This is a genomic window from Flavihumibacter petaseus NBRC 106054, from assembly GCF_000974785.1.
Taxonomy (GTDB): Bacteria; Bacteroidota; Bacteroidia; order Chitinophagales; family Chitinophagaceae; genus Flavihumibacter; species Flavihumibacter petaseus.
Genome location: NZ_BBWV01000002.1, coordinates 919,444 through 939,976 on the forward strand (window position 1 = coordinate 919,444; position 20,533 = coordinate 939,976).

Consider the following 20,533-nt stretch of genomic DNA (forward strand, 5'->3'; position numbering starts at 1 on the left):
ACGCTCCTGCAACCATCGCTGCAGGAGCGTTTTTTATAGACGACCCCAGGGTAGTGCTGGTACTTTATCTGACTTTACTGATCTTCAGCACGTTGGTCGGAAGGTGTTCACTCACCGGCGTACTGCCTGTGCTTACCACCACGTCATCAGCCTTCACAAATCCTCTTTCCTTCAGGATTTCCATCTGGTCTGAAAGGATATCGTCGAGGCTTTCTTCTTCGTCATAAAAGAAAGCGCGTACACCCCATGACAGGCTAAGCTGGTTAACGAGCGATTTTTCCTTGGTGAAAATATACAGCGGGGAACGGGGCCTGTAACTGGAAAGCATGAAACCGGTATAGCCGCTTTGGGTCATGCCCACCAGCGCATCGGCGTTCGTGTCTTTGGCAATTTTACAGGCGTTGTAACAGATGGCGTCGCTGAGGAACGAGGGGGAGTGAGGTTGCGGCGTCAGATCGTCTTCCCTGTTATAGTAATATGCTTTTGTTTCGATTTCACGGATGATCCGGCTCATGGTTTCAATAACCAGTACAGGGTGCTGCCCTGTGGCTGTTTCACCGCTCAGCATCACAGCATCGGCGCCTTCCATCACTGCATTGGCGACATCGGTCACTTCGCTGCGGTTGGGTTTAACGCGGTCGATCATGCTTTCCATCATCTGCGTAGCTACGATTACCGGTTTGGCCCGGTGCATACACTTCCGGATGATATCTTTCTGGATCAGGGGAACCTGCTCCATGGGGATTTCAATGCCGAGGTCACCGCGGGCGATCATCACGCCATCGCTTTCCAGGATAAGGTCCCGGAGATTGGTGATGGCTTCAGGCATCTCGATCTTTGAAATGATTTTTGATTTGCTTTCGTGACGGTTGAGAATGGCTCTCAGGTCACGGAGATCTTCTACACGCTTCACAAAGGAGAGGGCTACCCAATCCAGTTTCTGTTCGATGATGAAATCGAGATCGACCAGGTCTTTCTCTGTGAGTGCAGGAAGCGAGATCTTTGTATCCGGCAGGTTGATGCCTTTTTTGGAAGAAAGGTTGCCACCAAGGGTTACCCTCACCTTCACCTCGTTGTCAGCAGTGATCTCTACCACTTCCACTTCGATCTTGCCGTCGTCGATAAAGATCCGGTTGCCTACCACTACATCTGCATGGAGATTGGGATAGCTCACATAGATTTTCTCCATCGTGCCTACACATTTGGTATTGGTAAAGGTGAGGATATCACCTTCTTTCAGTACCAGCAGGTTGTTGGCGATTTCACCTACCCGCAGTTTGGGGCCCTGGAGATCACCCAGGATCGCGATGTTGTACGGTTCGGTCTTATTGATATTGCGGATATGCGAAATGATCTGGGCCTTGTCTTCATGGGAGCCATGCGAGAAGTTCAGGCGGAATACGTTCACACCGGCTTTTACCAGGGCCAGCAGCTTATCGTAAGTGTCACAGGCGGGACCAACAGTCGCTACAATTTTTGTTCTCTTGAAGGCGTGCTGCCTGCCTGCTTCTTTGTCCATTTGCTGGTGCAGGTATTTCGAAGCGTTCTTTGACATAAAATGCTGTTATTCGTTGCTTGCTTAGGGATGGGGGTCAGGAGGCGAGGATCTTAACGATCTTCATCCATTCCTCGTTGATTTTTTGCTTGGCCTTTACGGCATATTCCAGTTGGGTATAGTGCATCTTGTTGTTCTGGATGCCTACCATTACATTGTGCCTGTTGATGAGGAGCGACTCCACTGCATGATAACCCATCCGGCTGGCGATAAGCCTGTCGAGGCAGGTGGGAGACCCGCCACGCTGGATGTGCCCCAGGATGCAGACACGGGTATCTACATTCGGCAGTTTGGCTTTCACGTGCTTGGCAACTTCTTCTGCACCACCGAATTCATCTCCTTCCGCAACCACAATCAGGTTTACCAGTTTGCGGCGTTTTTCTTTTTCGGCCAGGCTGTTCACCACATCGTCGATATCGGTTTTCTTTTCCGGTATCAGAATGTGCTCTGCACCTGTTGCAATACCGCTGTGCAATGCAATGTAACCGGCGTCGCGGCCCATTACTTCAATGATGAAAAGGCGGTCGTGCGCATCAGCAGTGTCGCGGATCTTGTCGATCGCTTCCACCGCCGTGTTTACGGCTGTATCGAAACCAATAGTGAAATCTGTTCCGGCAATGTCTTTATCAATAGTGCCCGGCAGGCCGATGCAGGGAATGTCAAACTCCTTGCTGAACTTGAGTGCGCCATTGAAACTTCCGTCTCCGCCGATCACGACGAGACCATTGATGCCGCGTTTTTTCAGGTTGTCATAAGCCTTCTTGCGGCCTTCATATTCGAAAAACTCTTTACATCGGGCAGTTTTCAGAATAGTGCCACCCCGTTGAATGATATTGGCTACAGAGCGGGATTCCATTTGGAAAATATCATCTTCCACCATCCCGCTGTAACCGCGCATAACGCCAAATACTTCCAGTCCATGGTACAAACCGGTACGCACTACTGCCCTTACGGCAGCGTTCATACCAGGCGAATCACCTCCAGAGGTCAAAACCCCGATTTTCGTGACCTTTCTGTCGTTCATTTAGATTTAGTTGGTTTGGTTTAACTTATACATAGTGGCGTCTTAGCTTCGTTTGGCGCGCCAAAAATAAGGATTTGCCTCTTACCTTTAACAAATCCGCAGGGCGTTGATGTCTATTTTACACAATTGGGGCTTACGCCTGTTAGTTTTTCTGAAAATGGAATTGTATCGATGGAAAAAATACTGGTAACCGGTGCCAACGGAATGGTGGCGCAGGCACTGATCAAACTGTTGCTGCAGCAGGGATACACCGTGATCGCCACTGGCCGCGGTCCTTCAAGATTAAATATGACTGACCCTTCCCTGCATTATTATCCCGCAGATCTCACCCATCCGTTTGAACTGCAGATGGTGATGGAGAAAGAATTGCCACAGGTGGTGGTGCATCTCGCCGCAATGACGCAGGTGGATGAATGCGCGCTTCGTCAGAATGAAGCACATGTAATGAATGTGGAAGCAACTGCAAGATTGCTCCTCGACGCTGAATCGTTCAGCAGCTTTTTTATCCTGTTGTCTACCGATTTTGTATTTGACGGTGAGAAAGGAATGTATATCGAAACTGATGAACCGGCACCCATCAGCTGGTATGGTCATACCAAGGTGGAAGCGGAGGCGCTGGTGGAAACAGCAGCGATGGACTGGGCGATTATCCGCACCTGCCTGGTGTATGGTGCCGCCACACCAGGGGGCAGGCAGAACATTTTCAGTTGGGTACGGTCATCCCTGGAAGCCGGAAAGCCTATTAACGTGGTGGATGACCAGTGGCGCACACCCACGGCCGTGGAAGACCTCGCAGCCGGTATTCTGCTGGTGATCCGTCAACGCGCAAAGGGCCTCTGGCACCTCTCCGGCGAAGAAAGGATGACGCCTTACCGGATGGCACTGGCCATCGCAGCGCAGGGTGGGTTCGATGGTCAGTTGCTGACACGGGTTACTGCCGATTCATTTACCCAACCGGGAAAACGTCCGCTGCTGACCGGTTTCGATATCAGCAAAGCGAAAAAGGAACTGGGTTTCCAGCCAGGAAAATTTGCCGACCATATCAAAAAAATGACAACGGAAGACGGTCAGTGATCAGCGGGGTTCAAGGTAGATCTCTGCCATCATGCATCTTGCGCTGCCGCCGCCATTGGTTTCGATCGTGTCTAGCGGCGCATGGAGGATGCCGTTGAATTTTTCCAGCATCCTTACCTGTTCCGGCGTCAATGCTTTATAAGCCTGGCTGCTCATTACCAGGAATTTTGTTCCGGATGCGTTGCTTACCTGCAACATGTTACCGGCGAAAGCATTCATCTGATCCATAGTAATAGGGACAATCGCCTTACCACTCTGCCGGATAGTTTCCTGAACCAGCACATGTTCTTCGGGGTCGGTTATGGCATCCAGGCAGATTACCACATATTCATCTGCAACGCACATCATCACATTGGTGTGATAGATCTGCATCCCCTGCTGGTCGGTTGCGGTGAAAGCAACGGTGCGATAGCCCATCAGGCTGCCGAATCTTTCCAGTACTGTTTTGTTGGTGCGGGGAGACAGGCAGGCATAGGCGATTTTATTGTCGCGGTCCAATACCATACTACCGGTTCCCTCCAAAAAGCGGTTATCATTTTCTTCCCCTGTCAGATCTATCGTATTACTGATCAGGAATTTCCGGGAAAGTGTTTCCAGGATATGCGGTTTGCGTTCTGCCCTGCGGTTGGGTGCATACATCGGGTACAGTACGATAGCACCATCACCATGAAAACTGATCCAGTTATTCGGGAAGATGGAATCTGGGGTATAGGGGGAAGGTGTATCTTCTATCACCGTTACGTCAACTCCTTTTGACCGTAACAAGGTGACAAAGTGATCAAATTCTCCGGCAGCATTTTCCTGCGCGCCAGCTGCCTGCCCTGGTACCTGGAAGGCATTATTGACGGCGGTTTCAGCATTGAAACTGAAATTCACCGGACGTATCATGAGTAGATGGGATGTTGCCACAGGCTTGTTTTAAAGGGTGCTCAAATCGGATCGCGGTAGAGGGGCATGCTCATGCAATGAAAGCCACCGCGCGCACGGGATAGTTCTGCTGAAGGCATCAGGATCAGGCAATCGGACAGCTGTTCGGTTTGCGTGGTGCCTGATTCCAGCTGGTCAAGCAGGTCTTTCGCATGCAGGATCCTGAAACCCGCAGCTTCAAAAGCATCCGCTGTTTTGTCGTTGCGGTCATATCCCAACACCACACCTTCTTTCAGTGCCAGCACGTTACAGGAGTCTGTCCACTGCTCGCGCGCATCAAATGGAAACTCGTTATTGCCGGAATAGATAAAACGCACTTTTTCGTCTGATCCAAGGTCATTCCGGCTGATATCTGTCAGCAAATCTTCCAGGGTATCAAAATGTACCGGGTTCTCCAGGTCCTTTTTGCGGAACTGCAGTATTTTAATCTTGTTCTCTTCTTTTTTGCCTTCCAGGATCCGCTGAACGATATCTGCGTCTTCTTTTTTAACAGCCTTCTTGGAGAAGGATCCGAGCATTACCCAGACATTGCGTTTGACCTGGGTGAAAATGGTATCGATGTGCATGTAGTCCCGCTTCTTGGGAATCTTCACAATAGAAACTTTTTTCACGATACTTTTTTCGAACAGGGCATGCACAGCGAGGTGCGCTGCTTCCATACTCGTTCTTTCACTTACCCCGATCAGCACATGATCTTTGCTGACCACCATTACGTCACCGCCTTCAAGGGTAACCTTACGGTCGTCGCCTTCTTTCGGCAGCAGGAAATGCTGGTGGGTGTCCGGTAATTCGATGATGTTGTTGCGGAGCGTTTCAAAAAGCGGGTGATTGAATACAATATAGCGAACGAGCAGCGCTTCGCGGGTGCGGGCCTTTTTGGCTGGTTTGTTCAGCAGCAGGTGATTGTTGATGGTGATGCCAATATCCCTGGTAAAAATGAAATTGGGGATCGGTGCGAACAGCATCTGTTTTTTTGCGTTGGTGCCGCTGATGAAAATGCGGGCCAGTTCAACCGGGGCATAGGCAAGCAATTCCTGCTGCACCGTATACGAACACCCTTCCACAGCACACACGGAAGCAACCAGGGTAAGTTTGATCTCCCGGTCTTCCAGGATCTGTTCAAGCAGCCACTGCAATTCGATCACCTTATCGCTGCGGTAAAAATCTTTATGTCCCGGTTTGTAAAAATTGCGCGAGGCTGATTTGGCGTCGACCTCGTGTAACCTGCCTTTGATCAGTTCAGGATCCAGGAAATAGAGCAAAATCTTGGTATAGTAGTCGTATTCCTTGCGGCGGATGGTGTCGAGGTGTACGATATCCTCAAATAACCAGTCCTGCGCCTTGGAAGGCACCACTTTTCCGATTCCGCTGTCAGGGCTGTGTACAAGTAGTCTTCTTAATGTTCCGATTTCATTGGTAACAAATGCAAATGCTGTTTCTTTTGGCATATGGCGTGATTGAAAGAAAAGAGAGGGTTCCGGCAAATGGGGGAGGGATCGCAGCTAGGCGATCGCTGAATCAGCGAATATGGCAGCCGGTTGTAACATGAAGAAAACAAAGCTAGGGAATTATTCGTGAATAGCCAGCAGCGGTATATGGGTATGATAAGCGAGTTTTCTGGTGTAATGCGGGGCAAAAAGACCCTCGAGGAAAGAGTGATTGCGCGGAACGGTGATCACACAATCCACCTGGTGTGCGGTGGCAAACTGATCGGCAGCTTCCACAAAATCGTCCTGCGGAATAAAGTGGAAGATGGGTTGAAATCCATCCAGCATCTCTTCCAGGTCGGCTTTTTCCTTCAGGTAGCTGGCGCTTTCTGCATATTGGGCATTCTTATCAACGTGCATCACAAGGAGGGCAGGCTTGCTGATCCGCAGGAATGCTTTCAGTTGGTTAATGGGCGTGCTGATCCGTACATCTTTCATATCAGTAGCAAAAACAACCGCTTTCAGTCCGCGGTATTGTGCATCGGGAGGTATGATCATGACGGGTGCTACGGCTTCATTGGCCATCCGGATGGCGTTGCTTCCCATCAGGAGGTGTTCGATGCCACTGGCTCCGGTGAGCCCGATAAACACCATATCAATTCCTTCCTGCTGTACAAACTCTGCCAGGTCGTCGATCAGGAATACGCCATCAGCGGCAATCGTACGGGTATTGGCGGGAGCGCCCAATTCGGTAGCCAGGTTGGAAAGAGCCACCTCTGCTACCTTAATCCGGTCATCAAGGTCAATATCCAGCGGGGTGCCGTCTGACCCTGCAGCGATCGGATCCAGCAGGTGATACAAGGTAACCTGCACATCGTTCAAGTCCCTGGCCATGTCAATTGCGAACTTGGCTGCGTTTTTGGCTGTATGCGAAAAGTCGATGGGAACCAGGAAGTTGTACATAAACCAGTTTTTTTTAAAGATACTGAAAATGAGCAAGGTGTTGGTTACCTTTGCGCCCGTCATGAAATATCATTCCGAGATCAGGCGCCGCCGCAGTTTTGCTATTATTTCCCACCCCGATGCCGGGAAAACGACACTAACCGAAAAGTTACTCCTTTTCGGAGGTGCGATCCAGACTGCCGGTGCGGTGAAAAGCAATAAAATCAAAAAGCACGCCACCTCCGATTTCATGGAGATAGAGCGGCAGCGGGGAATCTCGGTTGCGACCTCCGTGATGACCTTTGAATTCCAGGGCATCCTGATCAACCTGCTGGATACACCGGGCCACAAGGATTTTGCTGAAGATACTTACCGCACGCTTACCGCTGTAGACAGTGTAATACTTGTTATCGACAGTGTCAACGGAGTCGAAGAACAAACCCGTCGCCTGATGGAGGTTTGCCGCATGCGCGACACTCCCGTGATCGTGTTCATCAATAAGATGGACCGTGATGGTAAGGGCCGGTTTGACCTGATCGAAGAAGTGGAAAGGGAACTCAGCATTCAACTGCATCCGATGACCTGGCCGATCAACAGCGGCAAGGATTTCAAGGGGGTGTATAACCTGCACGATAAAAACATCCGGTTGTTCACGGCGAATACGAAGGCCGACGATGATGATGTACTGCAGCTGCAGGACCTCACTGATCCTGTTCTGGATCAGAAACTGGGCGACCGTGATGCCGCTGTTCTCCGGGAAGACGTGGAGCTGGTAGATGGCGTGCATGGTGAACTGAATGTGGATCAGTACCTCGCCGGTAAAGTGGCGCCGGTATTTTTCGGAAGTGCCGTGAATAATTTCGGTGTGAAGGAAATGCTGGATACTTTCATCCGCATCGCCCCGACACCGCGCAGCCGCGAAACGACAAAGCGGCTGGTGAATGTGGAAGAAGACAAATTCAGTGGTTTCATTTTTAAGATACATGCGAATCTTGACCCGAAGCATCGGGACCGGATTGCATTTCTCCGGGTTTGTTCCGGCAAGTTTGAACGCAACAAGTATTTCAAACATGTCCGCCTGCAGAAAGATGTACGATTCAGCAACCCCTACAGTTTCCTTGCCCGGAGCAAGGATGTGATTGAAGAAGCCTACCCGGGGGATGTCGTAGGTCTGTTTGATACCGGGAACTTCAAGATCGGCGACACCCTCACGGAAGGAGAATCATTCTACTTCACCGGCATTCCATCCTTCTCACCCGAGATCTTTAAAGAAGTGGTGAATAAGGATCCGATGAAGACCAAACAGCTGGAGAAGGGTCTTTTGCAGCTGACAGATGAAGGGGTGGCCCAGTTGTTCACACAATTTGGCGGCAACAAGAAGATCATTGGTTGCGTGGGTGAATTGCAGTTCGAAGTTATTCAGTACCGCCTGCTGCATGAATATGGCGCTTCAGTGGATTTCAAGGCGCAGCCCTATTACAAAGCCTGCTGGATCACCAGTGAAAGCGAACAGAAACTCCAGGATTTTACCCGCTTCAAATCAGCCAATATTGCTGAAGACAAAGACGGTCACCTGGTGTACCTCGCGCAAAGTGAATGGTTCCTCAATACCGAGCGTACCAATAATCCCGATATCGAGTTTCATTTCACTTCAGAAATTCACAAAGCGGAATAGTCCGGATCAATATTCCGGAACAACACCGGTATAATTCTGCGGGCTGATCAGTTTCAGTTCTTTTTTCAGTTCTGCACTGATCTTAAGTGAAGAGATGAACTGGTGAATGGCTTTCTTGTCAATGGCGGATTTTCCCCTGGTCAGTTCTTTCAATGCCTCATATGGCTGGGGATAGTTTTCCCGGCGTAAAATGGTTTGAATAGCTTCTGCTACTACCGCCCAGTTGTTTTCAAGGTCTTCATTGATCTTCTTCTCATTGAGCACCAGTTTGGAAAGCCCTTTTTCGATAGACCGGATGGCAAGGATAACATGTGCAAACGGTACGCCGATATTGCGCAGTACGGTACTGTCAGTAAGGTCCCGCTGCAGGCGGCTGATCGGCAGCTTCCCGGCAAGATGTTCGAGCAGCGCATTCGCAATCCCCAGGTTGCCTTCTGCATTTTCAAAGTCAATGGGATTGACTTTATGCGGCATGGCAGATGAGCCTACTTCTCCTTTTTTGGTTTTCTGTTTGAAATAATCCATGGAGATATAGGTCCAGATGTCCCGGCAGAAATCGATCAGGATATTGTTGATGCGTTTCATGGCATCAAAGTGGGCCGCCAGGTTGTCGTAATGTTCGATCTGGGTGGTGAACTGCTGCCGTTGCAACCCGATGGATTCAACAAATGCATTTCCCAGTGTCACCCAGTCTTTTTTGGAATAGGCGACATGATGTGCATTGAAGTTGCCGGTAGCGCCACCGAATTTGGCGGAGAAGGGAACGGCTATGAACAGTTCTACCTGGTTGCCGATCCTTTCCACGAATACCATCAGTTCTTTCCCGAGCCGCGTGGGACTTGCCGGCTGCCCGTGCGTACGCGCGAGCAGGGGAATGTTGCGCCATTCTTCCGCCAGCAGCTGAAACTGGTTGTTGAGGTTCAGCAGCGAAGGCAGGTATTCAAATTCAACAGCGTGTTTCCACGACAGGGGAACGGAGGTATTATTGATATCCTGTGACGTGAGCCCGAAATGCACCCACTCTTTCAGTTGATCCATGCCACAGGCCGACAGTTTTTCCTTAACGAAATACTCCACCGCCTTGACGTCATGGTTGGTGATCTTTTCTGTATCCTTAATGACCTGTGCATCTGCAGTACTGAAATTTTCAGCCACTTCCTTCAGGTATTTCCTGGCTTTCGCAGGCAATTTGAAGAATTGTTTGTCCGCCAGGAAAAGGAAATATTCTATTTCAATGATAACCCGGTATTTCATCAGGGCATATTCAGAAAAATAGTCATCCAGGTGCTGAAGTTGCTGACGGTAACGGCCGTCAATAGGGGAAATCGCAGTAAGTGATTGAAGTTCCATGATAGTAGTGCTGTACATTTGCGAAATTAAATTAAAGCGGGTGGACAGAAAAATAAGAGTAGGAGCGGTTAGCTACATGAATACGAAACCCCTGATATATGGACTGGAACAGGGTTTGATGCTGGACGAAATAGACCTTGTTGTTGATTTTCCCGCCAATATCGCGCAACAACTGATCGACGACGAAATTGACCTCGGGCTGGTACCGGTAGCGGTCATTCCCCGGCTTAAATACCATCATATTGTAGGCGATTATGGCATCAGCTGTGATGGCCCGGTTGCCTCGGTATGCCTTTTCAGTGAAGTACCACTGGCCGAAATCACGGAAGTGTTGCTGGATTACCAGAGCCGTACTTCCGTGCGGCTGGCAAAGATCCTGCTGGAAAAATACTGGAAGAAGAAGGTGACACTGACCGATACCCGGGATGATTTTCGCGACAGGATCAAGGGAACGACAGCCGGTGTCGTAATCGGGGACAGGGCTTTGCAGCAGCGGCAGGTGTCTCCCTATATTTATGACCTTGGTGAAGCCTGGAAGGATTTCACGGGACTGCCCTTCGTGTTTGCAGCCTGGGTGAGCAACAAGCCGCTGGAAGAGGATTTTGAAGTTCATTTCAATGCGTTGAACAGGTACGGACTTGACCGGCTGGAAAGCGTTGTAAAAACGCATCCCTTTACGGACTTTGACCTCATGGAATATTACACGCGGTACATAGCTTATGAATTAACGGAAGAACGCCGTAAAGGCCTGGCTAAGTACCTGGAGTACCTTAAGGAAATGAATCTATGAATCAGCGTTTCAGGTAACGGTCGACGTATTTGTTCGCTTCCTCGGAGATCCGGCTGACATAGATTGCGGTGGCGAAGAAGGCAATGAACAGGATCGACCGGATAATGGCATCCACGATAAAATCCGCCCTGTGCGGCACCAGTTTGACCAGCAGGATCCCTGCAATGGCCAGAACGACGGCGAGCAGATCTTTCCAGGTATACGGTTGCATGTTGAATTTCCACCAGAGGAAGCCGAAACGCATCAGGTTATAGAAGCTCAGGGAGATCAGGGTTGCGTAGGCAGCACCCTTAATTCCGAAATGTGTTATGAGTAAGAAATTCAAAGGCAAGGCGATGATGGTATAGATGACGTTTGTTGTAAAATCAACTTTCCAGTAAGATGATGTACCAATGATCTGGCTGTTCGCACCGGTGCCAAGATCGATCAGTTTTCCGATGCCCATGATCAGTATTGCAGTGTCCACCCCAGAAAAATCCTTGCCTAAAAAACCTGCAATATTGTGAAGATTCAGCCACATCAGGCCAAACATCGTCAGCCCCACCAATAAAAGGTTGGTTACACTTTTTACATAAATACTCCTGATGCGAAGCATCGCCTTGTCTTTCCAGGCTTCGGCCAATACAGGCGTCGTGACGGAATTCATACTGCGTTGCGGAACTTCCATTAGTGTCACCACATAGGTGGCTATGGTAAATACGGCTGCGTCAGCCAATCCACCGGGACTTTTTCCCGTAATGATGAAAGTGTCTGCTGTTTTGGATAACAGGTTCAGGAACTGGGAACCGAATATGAAAAGTCCGAAGCTGATCATCTTTCCCTTGAGCCTGCTGGTGACCGGGCTCATGGTGGTCACGAAACGGAAACGGCCGGTGCCCCTCAATACGATAAAGAGGATCAGTGCCGGCAGCAGGAAGCTCAGGGAAAACAGTTGGTAAAATCCCTTGTCGCTGATGAGTTTCCAGGCATAGAGGGCAAGCAGCAGCGTAAAAAGGATCCGCGGAACGAATTCACGCAATGCATTGGACAGGTTGCTGCGCCTGAAGGAGATCGTAAAACTTTCCAGCCACATAAAGCCCAGTATGCAGACGCAATAGGGATATACGAGGTAGCTGTAGTTGACGAATAAAGGTGACTTCTCAATAAACTTCTTTTCAATCAGGTCCCGGCAAAGCCAACCGATGAAACAACAGACGATCAGCCCGGTGAGGCAGACCATCCCGGTAAAGAACGGAAGGTCGTTCTTCTCAATAGGCAGGTAGGCTTTATAAAAAGGAAAAAACTTGTAGATGATCGGCAGGCAGCCGAGTGTACACATCGTTGCGAGGGTTAGGGCAGCGTCCCCGATCACCCGGGTAAGACCGAACTGTTCAGTGGTCAGGATTCTTGGCGCCAGTACCAGGAGGTTGAATGCACCAATAGCAAAAGCGCCCATGATGATGATCGTCGACTGGATGCTTTTTTTCTGGATGGTGCTCATAGATTTTCTAAGTCAATCTGATTTATCGTTAACCGTTGGTATCCCGGAATCCGAAAATATTAAGTTGTACATCATAAACAGGCTTTTCTGTCCCTCGTGCAAAAGGCGTTGGGTATGAGGGATTCGCCTCTTTGATATAATACTGAAAGCCGGAATCCGTCAGGATGGACAACAGGTGGTTGAGCTCTTTATTCTGCCCAAAACTTCCATGATATTCTACAAAGATTCGCTCCACCTGGCCAAGTACAGGTTGGATGTCTTTTAATACTTCGTATTCAGCGCCCTCAATATCTATCTTGAGCAGGTCCACCTGCTGATTGATCAGGTCTCTCAGGCGAACAGCTTTTATTGACCGTGACGACGTGGTATCTGTATTGATTTTGCTGCTCATTCCTTCCCCTGTACTGAACTGAATAGTCGTATCCTCTTTCCACACGGCTTCCTGCCGCAATTCAATCCCCGGGTAAACAGCAGCAGGAATATTTTTTTCCAGCAACCTGAAATTGGCAGGATCCGGCTCAAAGGCAATGATCCTGGCTTTTGGAAAATGGGAGGCGAAATACAACACGCTTATTCCGATATGTGCACCGCAATCGAAAATGCATGGATCATCAACCGTAATATCCGATTTGTATAATTCCTGGAGGTAGATCTCATCGATGGCATGCAACAGTTCGTTACTATCCCTGAAATGTACCAGTGACCCTTTAAAGCGGAAGCTGTTTTCCTGCGCGGCCGGCAACGCCCTTAACCTTTTCAGGTTCGACCAGCGGATGCCCACCGGTGAATATTTGTTGCGGAAGCTGCCAGCAATTTTTTGCCTGAGATCTGTATAGAGGTTGCCTAAGAGTTTTATTGCTGGCATGTTATTTCTTTTTTCCCATTTGACCGCGCCTGAAATCCGAATACCCTGTAAACAGTGCAGTGGCGACTGCCAACCGGTTTTTGCCGTAGAGCAGGTTGTTTTTGATCCTGTTCAGCAGCGCCTGCTTCCGCCTTGACTTGTCGGCGGTGAACTGCCCGGGATATTTCCTGTTAACATACAAAAAATTGCGTACCATATAGTATAGCCGCACAGGTGCATGCAGGTTCCGTGTAGTGGTTTTAAACGTTTTGAGCGACCTGAACTGATGGTTTTTTCCCAGTTCATGTTCCAGGTGGATATTTTGAAACTGTAAAATGGTAAAACCGTGCGAGATCGCATTGTAACAGAAGTCCAGGTCCACTTCATCTATGAACAGGGCTTCATCAAACCTGTCTGTTTTGGGAAAAGTGGCCAGGTTAACCATACTTCCCGAGGTGATCAGTTGTTCTACGGTGTCTGCCATGCAGGGTTGTCCTTTTTCCTGGCTCAGGTAGTTCACGCCCACCATGGCTGTCGACTGAGGCGATGCGATCGTGGTGAGGCATTGCAGGTACCGGCTGATGTTGTCAGGAGAAAAATAAGAATCCTGGTCCATGGTGAGCAACCAGTCGAAACCTTTTGAAATTGCCCAGTCAGCCGCCTGGTTTAACCGGTGTGCTATGCCGTGATTATTGCTGTCCTGCATGACCGTTATACCGGTAAGTGCAGCCAGTTTTCGGGAGATCTCCCGGTCCGGTTTTTCAGAATTGTCAATTACCAGCACTTCCTGCATGACGGAAGCATAACTTGTGATATTTTTGACGAATGACTCGTCGGGGTTATAAAGTATGACAACTGCAGCGATCTTCATATTTCGTCAAACGGCAAATGTATGCAATGCAAAGTAATGCTACAGGTCCATATATTTCCATTTGCATACCGGCTTTTCAGCGTGCGGGTTACCTGACCCGTCTCCTGGAAAGCATAGCCATTCAGGATTACCGCCACTTTGAAGTAGTGATCAGTGATGATAGCCGGGATGACACGGTAGCGGCACTTGCAGCGGAATGGTCTGCGAAATTTCCTGTCCGCTACCTCCGGAATCAACCGTCGCTCGGAACACCGTCAAACTGGAATGCAGCGATCGGTAATGCTTCGGGAGATTGGATAAAGCTGATGCATGATGATGACTGGTTCAGCCGCCCTGATGCGCTCCGGATCTTCGCCGAAGCTACCAGCCAGGGAAATCACTTTATCTTTTCTGATTATATCAACCGGTTTGAAAAAGCGGGTGATCATATCGAGAAAGTGCCGCTGACAGGAACCTGGAAAAAACGGATACTGGCCGAACCCATGACCCTGCTTGCCTACAACGTGATCGGTCCGCCGAGTGTAACCATGGTACACCGGAGCATTACGGAGCAATATGATGAGCGGCTCAAGTGGCGGGTAGACATGGAATATTATGTCCGGCTGCTAAAACAGGAAAAGGCATTTACTTTTCTGCCGGAAATTTTGGTTAGTGTCGGGATCAGTGATTCACAGGTAACCCAATCCTGTTTGTATCAACCGCCGGTGGAACTCCCTGAAGGAAAGTTGTTGCTGGAGAAGCATGGTGTTGCTGCCTTGCGCAATGTATGGGTATACGACGCCTGGTGGCGTCTATTGCGTAATATGAAAATATTAAAGCCGGAACAACTGGAAGCCTATGCGCCCGGAAAATGGCCGGAAGCGATATTGCGGTTACAGGAAGATCTCTCCGGCAGTCCCGGCTCCTGGTTACAGCATGGACTATTGTCAAAGGCATTGATGTTCCTTTCCTATCTTAAACACGGTAAAAAAGCCTGAAATTCGCCAACTTGAATCTCTCCATCATTATCGTCAACTACCGCTCTGAGCAGCTGATAAAGGATGCGCTGCAAAGTTTCATGCCGGTCAGCGATATCGGGCTTGAGATAATAATTGCAGATAACGGTTCGGATCCCGGCGAACTGGCGGAGCTGAGCACCAGCTTCCCGGAAGTGCGTGTTGTCAGCATGGGGTACAATGCCGGGTTTGCCCGGGCGAATAATGAAGGGATCCGGGCTGCAAGGGGAGAAGTGATCCTGTTGCTGAATCCGGATATCCTTGATCCGTGGCATTCCATCGCTTCCTGCTATCACCGGTTCAAAGCAGATACGGTGATCGCTGCCGGTGTGCAGCTGCTCAATGCGGACCAGAGCCCGCAGATCTCCGGCAATTACTTCATGACCGGGGGACTGAATCATCTCCTCCCGCTGCCGGTGATCGGCTCGCTGGTGAAGGCCGCCGGTTCCCTGGCAGGGGTTAAAAAGACCAACCTTCCCGATAGCGCCGGAAAGGAAATGGTGGACTGGATCAACGGGGCATTTATCATGGTCCGCAAAAATGACCTGGAGACGACAGGCCTGCTTGATGAAGATTTTTTCCTCTATGCAGAAGAGATCGAATGGTGCAGCCGGCTGCGCAAGGCAGGAAAACTTTGTATCTATGGAGACCTGAAGCTCATCCACCTGCAGGGGGCAACCGCCAATGAAGTATTCGGTTCATCCGGCAAAGGCTACTACAACCTGTATGACCGGAAGGGATTACAACTACTCGTGTCAAATTTCCTTCGGATCCGCAAACAGTTTGGAAACGGGTGGTTCCTGGTGCACCTGGCATTTTACCTGCTGGAGATCCCGCTGCTGTGGCTGAAATGGTTGATCGGACAGCTGCCCGGAATCAATGGCATTCCATTCCGGATGCCCAAAGGTTATACGGCCAACATGATGCGCCTCCTGCAGCTAACGCCCAGGATCATGCGCAATGCTCCATACTTTTACAAACTGCTTTGAACCGGGCGATTTTTCCATGACTGCCAGGCGGCGAGCGCCAGCAGCAATAACACAATCAGGGTGGAAACAATAGTGATCAGCCGGCTCGTCGTTACAGACGTGGGTTCAAACCTGAATTCGATCTCGTGATCTCCGGCCGGTACCGGCATTCCCCGTAAGGCATAATTCACCTTCGTATAGGGCACTTGTTTGCTATCGAGATAAGCGTTCCAGCCTTTATCGTAATAGATCTCACTGAATACGGCAAACTGGTTGCCCGCTGCATGAGTCTTATACCGGATTTTGTCATTCCCGTTTTCAATCCACTGGATCGTTGCCGCTGAATCATAAGCCGGTGTTCCCGCGAGAGCGGCAAATTTTTGCTGAACAACAGCTGTTTCCCGCAGGTAGGTGCTGTCCAGTGCTGCCATTTCCTCATCTGCATTCCGCACTGTTTTCACAGACTTTACAAACCATGCCGGCCCGAAGGCGGATTCATTCTTCTGGGCATAAGCCTGACCGGTCTGCGGACTTTGGGTGATGAAATACCTTGTGTTCAGCATGTTGAAGACCTGCATATTTCCTTTCGACAGCTGACGTTTGATCAGGTCGTCGTAAAGGCTCAGTTTTGCCGGGCTGTATCCACCGACATTGTCGTGGAAATAGGAAGCCCTGGAACCATTGAAAGGCCCCTGCGGGTCGGTCTGATCAAATACGCGGAAGGGCTTCTGCGTGTCTTTCAGGATTTCAAGATCTGCGGCATTCGGTGCAAACACTGCATCTGCATTTTCCTTGTCCAGGTAATTATCTGTACCCAGGTAACGGCTCGCGATACCCAGCAGGTCAAACATGGTTAATACCAGGATCCCCGCGAGCAACACGACGGGTTTAATCTTTCCCCTGATATAGGCAAAGCAAAGGCCGCCGGCCAAAGCGATCAGCAACAGGCTGCGGATGAACCCTCCAAAGAAGATCGACTGGCGGTCTTCCTTCAGGGCACTGATGAGCGATTGGCTGAAACTTGCTGCCTGCTGCTGCATCTGTGGGTTTTGCTGCCCCTGGGCACCCTGGAGCATCATACCGGTGAACTGGTCGCGTAAAGCGGCATCGTTGGGTCCGCTGAAATCGGCAGTGAAATAAAAGAACAGCAATAGGGCAAATACCCCTCCCGTTGCATATAAGGCTGTTTTAAAGGATTTCCATTTGGCATCTGCAGTTTCTGCGGAAGATAACAGGTGTTGCAATCCCATCGCGCCGAGCAGCGGAAAAACAAGCTGCGGGATGACCAGCGACATGGATGGTGCCCGGAATTTATTGTACAACGGAAGTACGTCAAAAAGGAAATAGTTCAGGGAGGCGAGGTTTTTACCCCAGGAAAGGAGGAAGGCAAAAACTACAGCTGCCACCATCCACCATTTGTGCCAGGACTTCACCACCACCAGCCCGTAGATGAAGAGGAAGCAGATAATGGCACCCAGGTAAACCGGCCCGGCATGACCAGGCTGTCCGCCCCAGTAGGTATAGCCATTGGCGTAGGCTACCGCATTTTCTTCGGGCATGCCTACTTCGGCCAGTTTGGATGCGAATGCAGAGTTGCCTGCTTTCAGGCTTTTGCTCATGCTGCCCCCGCCATAGATACCGGGCTGGATCACGCTGAAACTCTCGGCAATGCCATAACTCCCGTAATAAAAAGCATAGTCTTTATCGAGACCGCCGGTAGATTTGACCGTGCTGTCCGTTGGGGTAAGTTCAGAAGTACCGCCGCGCATGGTAGCTTTGGAGTATTCTTTCAGCGGCATCCAGGTGACCGCATAGGTGCCAAGGCCAAGTAATGCTGCCACGAGTGCGATACCAAAAGCAGGTACCAGTGTTTTTACTTGTTTGTTCCTGAATTCATGTATGGCATAGGCGACACTCATCAGGCCCATCATGATACAGGTATAATAGACGATCTGGATATGCTGTGTACTGATCTGCAATCCAAAGAACAAGGCGAACAAGGCAGCACCCAACCAGAATTTGCGCTGGTAGATCAACGCGAGGGATCCGATCACGGCAGGTGCGTAAGCGATGGCCATCATCTGGGTATTGTGGCCTACAGCAATAATGATAGGGTCAAATGTCGCATAGGCATAGCCGACAGCGGTGGCAGCACCGATCCAGGGATTGATCCGGAATACGATGCAGAGGAAATAGAAACAGATACAGGCAAGAAAGAAGAAGCTCACCGGTACCGGGAGGCCGAGGGTAAGCAGTGTCTGAAAATAGATGGTCTGCAAAACCGGGCCTTCGTAAGCAACGGTGTATGCGGGCATCCCGCTGAAAAGACTGTTCGTCCACAGCGGAAAGTGACCGTGCTTTTCCCGGAATTCGAAGGACTGCTGTGCCATGCCTTTCCAGCCATCGATATCATGCTGATCGAGCACTTTGCCCTGCAGGGCGGGATGGCAATAGATCGCGGCGATCACCAGAAACAGAAGCATTGCCAGGAGGTGGGGCAGCAATTGGCGGAACCAGGTGGATTTCATAGTCCTAATTTGCAGTTTGGGCGGCAAAATAAGACATCAAAACCACAATCGGGCTTTAACAGACCGTAAATAACGTTTGGTTTCTGTTCCCACGCGTTGTGGTTTAAGTTTTCGGGGGATGGCCGCTACTGCCGACCAGCCGCTGAAAAACCTTTTCCAGTCGTACCCGCTGCGACGCAGGAAGAAGACACTCCAGGCGACAGCAGTGGTAATGAAGTAGATTCCCGGCAGGTATTTGCGGGCCACTTTACTTTTGTTCAGCCACATATGTTGCAGCTGTTCCGCCCTGGGTTTTCTTCCCTGCGGCGACTCTTTGTGCAGGATGACCAGGGAAGCATCGTAGGCGATCCTGTAACCGGCATCGAGCAGGCGGTAGCTTTCATCGTATTCTTCCATACCGTAGAAAAAATCTTCCGGGTAGGGCCCGGCCTTGCGCCAGGCCTCATGAAGAATAGCGTGGGCACATCCCACGTAATAGGAAGTAAGAAAAAATGATTTGTCCCGGTACCCTTCAAACTGTTTATGGGGAAATGCATTTACCTGCATCTCGCGGTTTTCTGCATACAGCACTTTACAACAGATCACACCGAGGGGATGGCCACCCGGAACTTCATGCTTAAAAGCCCCGGCCACTTTGGGCAATAACTCCCTGTCTTCAATCAGCACATCGTCATCCAGGAACAGCAGGATATTGCCTTCGGCTTTTGCCGCAGCATAATTTCTGCCGCGGGACACACCCAGGTTTTCCGGCGCATCCATCAGCCGGAGTGGCCAGCCAGGCTGTTGTGCTGCAAATTGTGAAACAGCAGTGTAATCGACGGTTGAGGCATTGTTCAGCAAAATAATCTCCCGCAGGTATTGCTCCTGGTGGTTGAATTGCCGGAGACATTCCAGCAACGCGAGGGTGTCTTCCGGACGGTTATAGGTGATAATAATTATGCTGATCCCTGCCATGAACTGGCAAATTAAACTGATTTTTATGGCTTATGAATTTTTCCCTGCTGCGCAAGCTGGCCTTTCTCACCAATCTGGCATTTCTAACGGCGATGACAATGCGCCTTTATCCTTTTGCCCGCGGAACGGCAATTGCCTCGGCTATTATCGTCACCGGACTGGTGCTGTCACCGCTGCTCAATATTCTTACCACCGGCCAGGTCATTGGCAGTAGATTGTTTCGGGGTACATGGCCGGCGCGATGGTTTCCGTGGATGGTGAATGCCGTTATTTTGCTCCTTCAGCTGGTGCTGGTTGTTTTCTTTACAGGTTGGCTATCTTTAGGTAACGAGAATTTATGATCCATAATATTATCCGCGACAAACCCACCCGGCTGTTCATTTTCCTGGGTGGCTTTTTTATTACCAATGCGATCCTGGCCGAAATAATCGGTGTAAAGATCTTTTCCCTGGAAGATACCCTGGGCTTTTCCAAAGCAAGTTTCACCCTGCTCGGGCAGAGTGGTCTTTCCTTTGACCTGACGGTAGGCATATTGCCCTGGCCGGTCGTGTTCATCATGACCGATATCATCAACGAATATTACGGGGTAAAAGGCGTCCGGTTTTTGTCGGTACTAACGGCTGTGCTGATCGCTTTTGTATTTGTCGTGTTTTATATTGCCATTCATACGGTACCGGCAGAATGGTGGCGGGTGTCGCAGGAGGCGAAAGGGGTTCCCGATATGCAGGCGGCGTTTACCCAGGTAGTGGGCCAGGGCATGAACATCATCTTTGCATCGCTCACCGCCTTTATGATCGGCCAGCTGACAGACGCCAGGGTGTTCCGGGGGATTAAACGCCTAACCGGCGAGAAGCGGATCTGGATGCGCGCTACGCTATCTACGTTAGTATCACAACTTATTGATACTGTGGTTGTTTCCTATATTTACCTGTATTTCTCCATGGGATTCAGCTTTCCCCGGGTGACCGCCATCGCCCTCGTTGGTTATTCGTATAAATTCACGGTTGCCATCCTTTGCACCCCTCTCATTTACTGGATCCATGACGCCATTGAGCGATACCTGGGCCATGAGCAGGCGGCGGGCATGAAAAAAGCCGCCCTTGAGATGCAAATGAATCGTTAAACCAAT

General features: G+C 50.0%; 18 protein-coding genes. 7 read left to right on the plus strand and 11 right to left on the minus strand.

The window, feature by feature from the left end:
• Positions 1 to 64 precede the first annotated feature (64 nt).
• Both pyk and pfkA read right to left on the minus strand, forming a co-directional pair.
• On the minus strand, positions 65 to 1,555 hold the full coding sequence (gene pyk / locus FPE01S_RS13900; RefSeq protein ID WP_083990257.1) for a pyruvate kinase: 1,491 nt from the start codon (positions 1,553 to 1,555) through the stop codon (positions 65 to 67).
• A gap of 37 nt (positions 1,556 to 1,592) precedes the next feature.
• The gene (gene pfkA, locus FPE01S_RS13905; protein WP_046369534.1) at positions 1,593 to 2,579 is read right to left on the minus strand and encodes a 6-phosphofructokinase; all 987 of its coding nucleotides are present in this window, start codon (positions 2,577 to 2,579) and stop codon (positions 1,593 to 1,595) included.
• A 171-nt stretch (positions 2,580 to 2,750) separates the two neighbouring features.
• Here pfkA and FPE01S_RS13910 point away from each other — a divergent pair, with 171 nt between their 5' ends.
• The gene (locus FPE01S_RS13910; protein ID WP_046369535.1) at positions 2,751 to 3,653 is read left to right on the plus strand and encodes an SDR family oxidoreductase; all 903 of its coding nucleotides are present in this window, start codon (positions 2,751 to 2,753) and stop codon (positions 3,651 to 3,653) included.
• On the opposite strand, the gene ctlX is transcribed toward FPE01S_RS13910, so the two are convergent.
• The 3 genes from ctlX to FPE01S_RS13925 form a co-directional block, all read right to left on the minus strand.
• Entirely contained in the window at positions 3,654 to 4,562 is a 909-nt protein-coding gene (ctlX, locus tag FPE01S_RS13915; RefSeq protein WP_245624002.1) for a citrulline utilization hydrolase CtlX, read from the minus strand.
• Between the two features lie 20 nt (positions 4,563 to 4,582).
• Positions 4,583 to 6,028, minus strand: coding sequence for an arginine deiminase family protein (locus FPE01S_RS13920; RefSeq protein ID WP_046369537.1), 1,446 nt, complete (start codon positions 6,026 to 6,028; stop codon positions 4,583 to 4,585).
• A gap of 120 nt (positions 6,029 to 6,148) precedes the next feature.
• The gene (locus tag FPE01S_RS13925) at positions 6,149 to 6,970 is read right to left on the minus strand and encodes a universal stress protein (protein ID WP_169749168.1); all 822 of its coding nucleotides are present in this window, start codon (positions 6,968 to 6,970) and stop codon (positions 6,149 to 6,151) included.
• 28 nt (positions 6,971 to 6,998) lie between these two features.
• Between FPE01S_RS13925 and FPE01S_RS13930 the strand changes: the two genes are divergently transcribed.
• Positions 6,999 to 8,624, plus strand: a complete 1,626-nt coding sequence (locus tag FPE01S_RS13930; RefSeq protein WP_245624003.1) for a peptide chain release factor 3 — start codon at positions 6,999 to 7,001, stop codon at positions 8,622 to 8,624.
• A 6-nt stretch (positions 8,625 to 8,630) separates the two neighbouring features.
• Here the strand turns inward: FPE01S_RS13930 and purB are convergent, their stop codons facing one another.
• Positions 8,631 to 9,992: an adenylosuccinate lyase gene (gene purB, locus FPE01S_RS13935; RefSeq protein WP_245624004.1), complete on the minus strand. Its 1,362-nt coding sequence runs from the start codon at positions 9,990 to 9,992 to the stop codon at positions 8,631 to 8,633.
• A 22-nt stretch (positions 9,993 to 10,014) separates the two neighbouring features.
• On the opposite strand from purB, the gene FPE01S_RS13940 reads away from it, so the two are divergent.
• Complete coding sequence (locus FPE01S_RS13940; RefSeq protein WP_052955783.1) at positions 10,015 to 10,764, plus strand: menaquinone biosynthetic enzyme MqnA/MqnD family protein; 750 nt, start codon at positions 10,015 to 10,017, stop codon at positions 10,762 to 10,764.
• Position 10,765: 1 nt separating this feature from the next.
• On the opposite strand, the gene FPE01S_RS13945 is transcribed toward FPE01S_RS13940, so the two are convergent.
• Genes FPE01S_RS13945 through FPE01S_RS13955 form a run of 3 tightly spaced genes read right to left on the minus strand, consistent with a single transcriptional unit; the run spans position 10,766 to position 13,959 of the window.
• A complete protein-coding gene (locus tag FPE01S_RS13945; protein WP_046369542.1) occupies positions 10,766 to 12,244 on the minus strand; it encodes a lipopolysaccharide biosynthesis protein in 1,479 nt (492 codons plus the stop codon).
• Between the two features lie 28 nt (positions 12,245 to 12,272).
• Positions 12,273 to 13,109 (minus strand): FkbM family methyltransferase, encoded by an 837-nt coding sequence (locus tag FPE01S_RS13950; RefSeq protein ID WP_052955785.1) that lies wholly within the window; start codon positions 13,107 to 13,109, stop codon positions 12,273 to 12,275.
• 1 nt (position 13,110) lies between these two features.
• On the minus strand, positions 13,111 to 13,959 hold the full coding sequence (locus tag FPE01S_RS13955; protein ID WP_046369543.1) for a glycosyltransferase: 849 nt from the start codon (positions 13,957 to 13,959) through the stop codon (positions 13,111 to 13,113).
• A 26-nt stretch (positions 13,960 to 13,985) separates the two neighbouring features.
• Here FPE01S_RS13955 and FPE01S_RS13960 point away from each other — a divergent pair, with 26 nt between their 5' ends.
• Both FPE01S_RS13960 and FPE01S_RS13965 read left to right on the plus strand, forming a co-directional pair.
• Positions 13,986 to 14,936, plus strand: coding sequence for a glycosyltransferase family 2 protein (locus FPE01S_RS13960; RefSeq protein WP_169749169.1), 951 nt, complete (start codon positions 13,986 to 13,988; stop codon positions 14,934 to 14,936).
• Positions 14,937 to 14,947: 11 nt separating this feature from the next.
• Positions 14,948 to 15,943: a glycosyltransferase family 2 protein gene (locus FPE01S_RS13965; RefSeq protein ID WP_046369545.1), complete on the plus strand. Its 996-nt coding sequence runs from the start codon at positions 14,948 to 14,950 to the stop codon at positions 15,941 to 15,943.
• Here FPE01S_RS13965 and FPE01S_RS13970 read toward each other — a convergent pair.
• Both FPE01S_RS13970 and FPE01S_RS13975 read right to left on the minus strand, forming a co-directional pair.
• Positions 15,928 to 18,450, minus strand: a complete 2,523-nt coding sequence (locus FPE01S_RS13970; protein WP_046369546.1) for a YfhO family protein — start codon at positions 18,448 to 18,450, stop codon at positions 15,928 to 15,930. The genes FPE01S_RS13965 and FPE01S_RS13970 overlap by 16 nt on opposite strands.
• Before the next feature lie 36 nt (positions 18,451 to 18,486).
• The gene (locus FPE01S_RS13975) at positions 18,487 to 19,404 is read right to left on the minus strand and encodes a glycosyltransferase family 2 protein (protein ID WP_046369547.1); all 918 of its coding nucleotides are present in this window, start codon (positions 19,402 to 19,404) and stop codon (positions 18,487 to 18,489) included.
• Between the two features lie 32 nt (positions 19,405 to 19,436).
• On the opposite strand from FPE01S_RS13975, the gene FPE01S_RS13980 reads away from it, so the two are divergent.
• Positions 19,437 to 19,745 carry a hypothetical protein gene (locus tag FPE01S_RS13980; protein WP_046369548.1) on the plus strand — a complete coding sequence of 103 codons (309 nt, stop codon included), beginning with the start codon at positions 19,437 to 19,439 and terminating at the stop codon, positions 19,743 to 19,745.
• A complete protein-coding gene (locus FPE01S_RS13985; protein WP_046369549.1) occupies positions 19,742 to 20,527 on the plus strand; it encodes a queuosine precursor transporter in 786 nt (261 codons plus the stop codon). Before FPE01S_RS13980 ends, FPE01S_RS13985 begins: the two co-directional genes overlap by 4 nt.
• Positions 20,528 to 20,533: the final 6 nt, after the last annotated feature.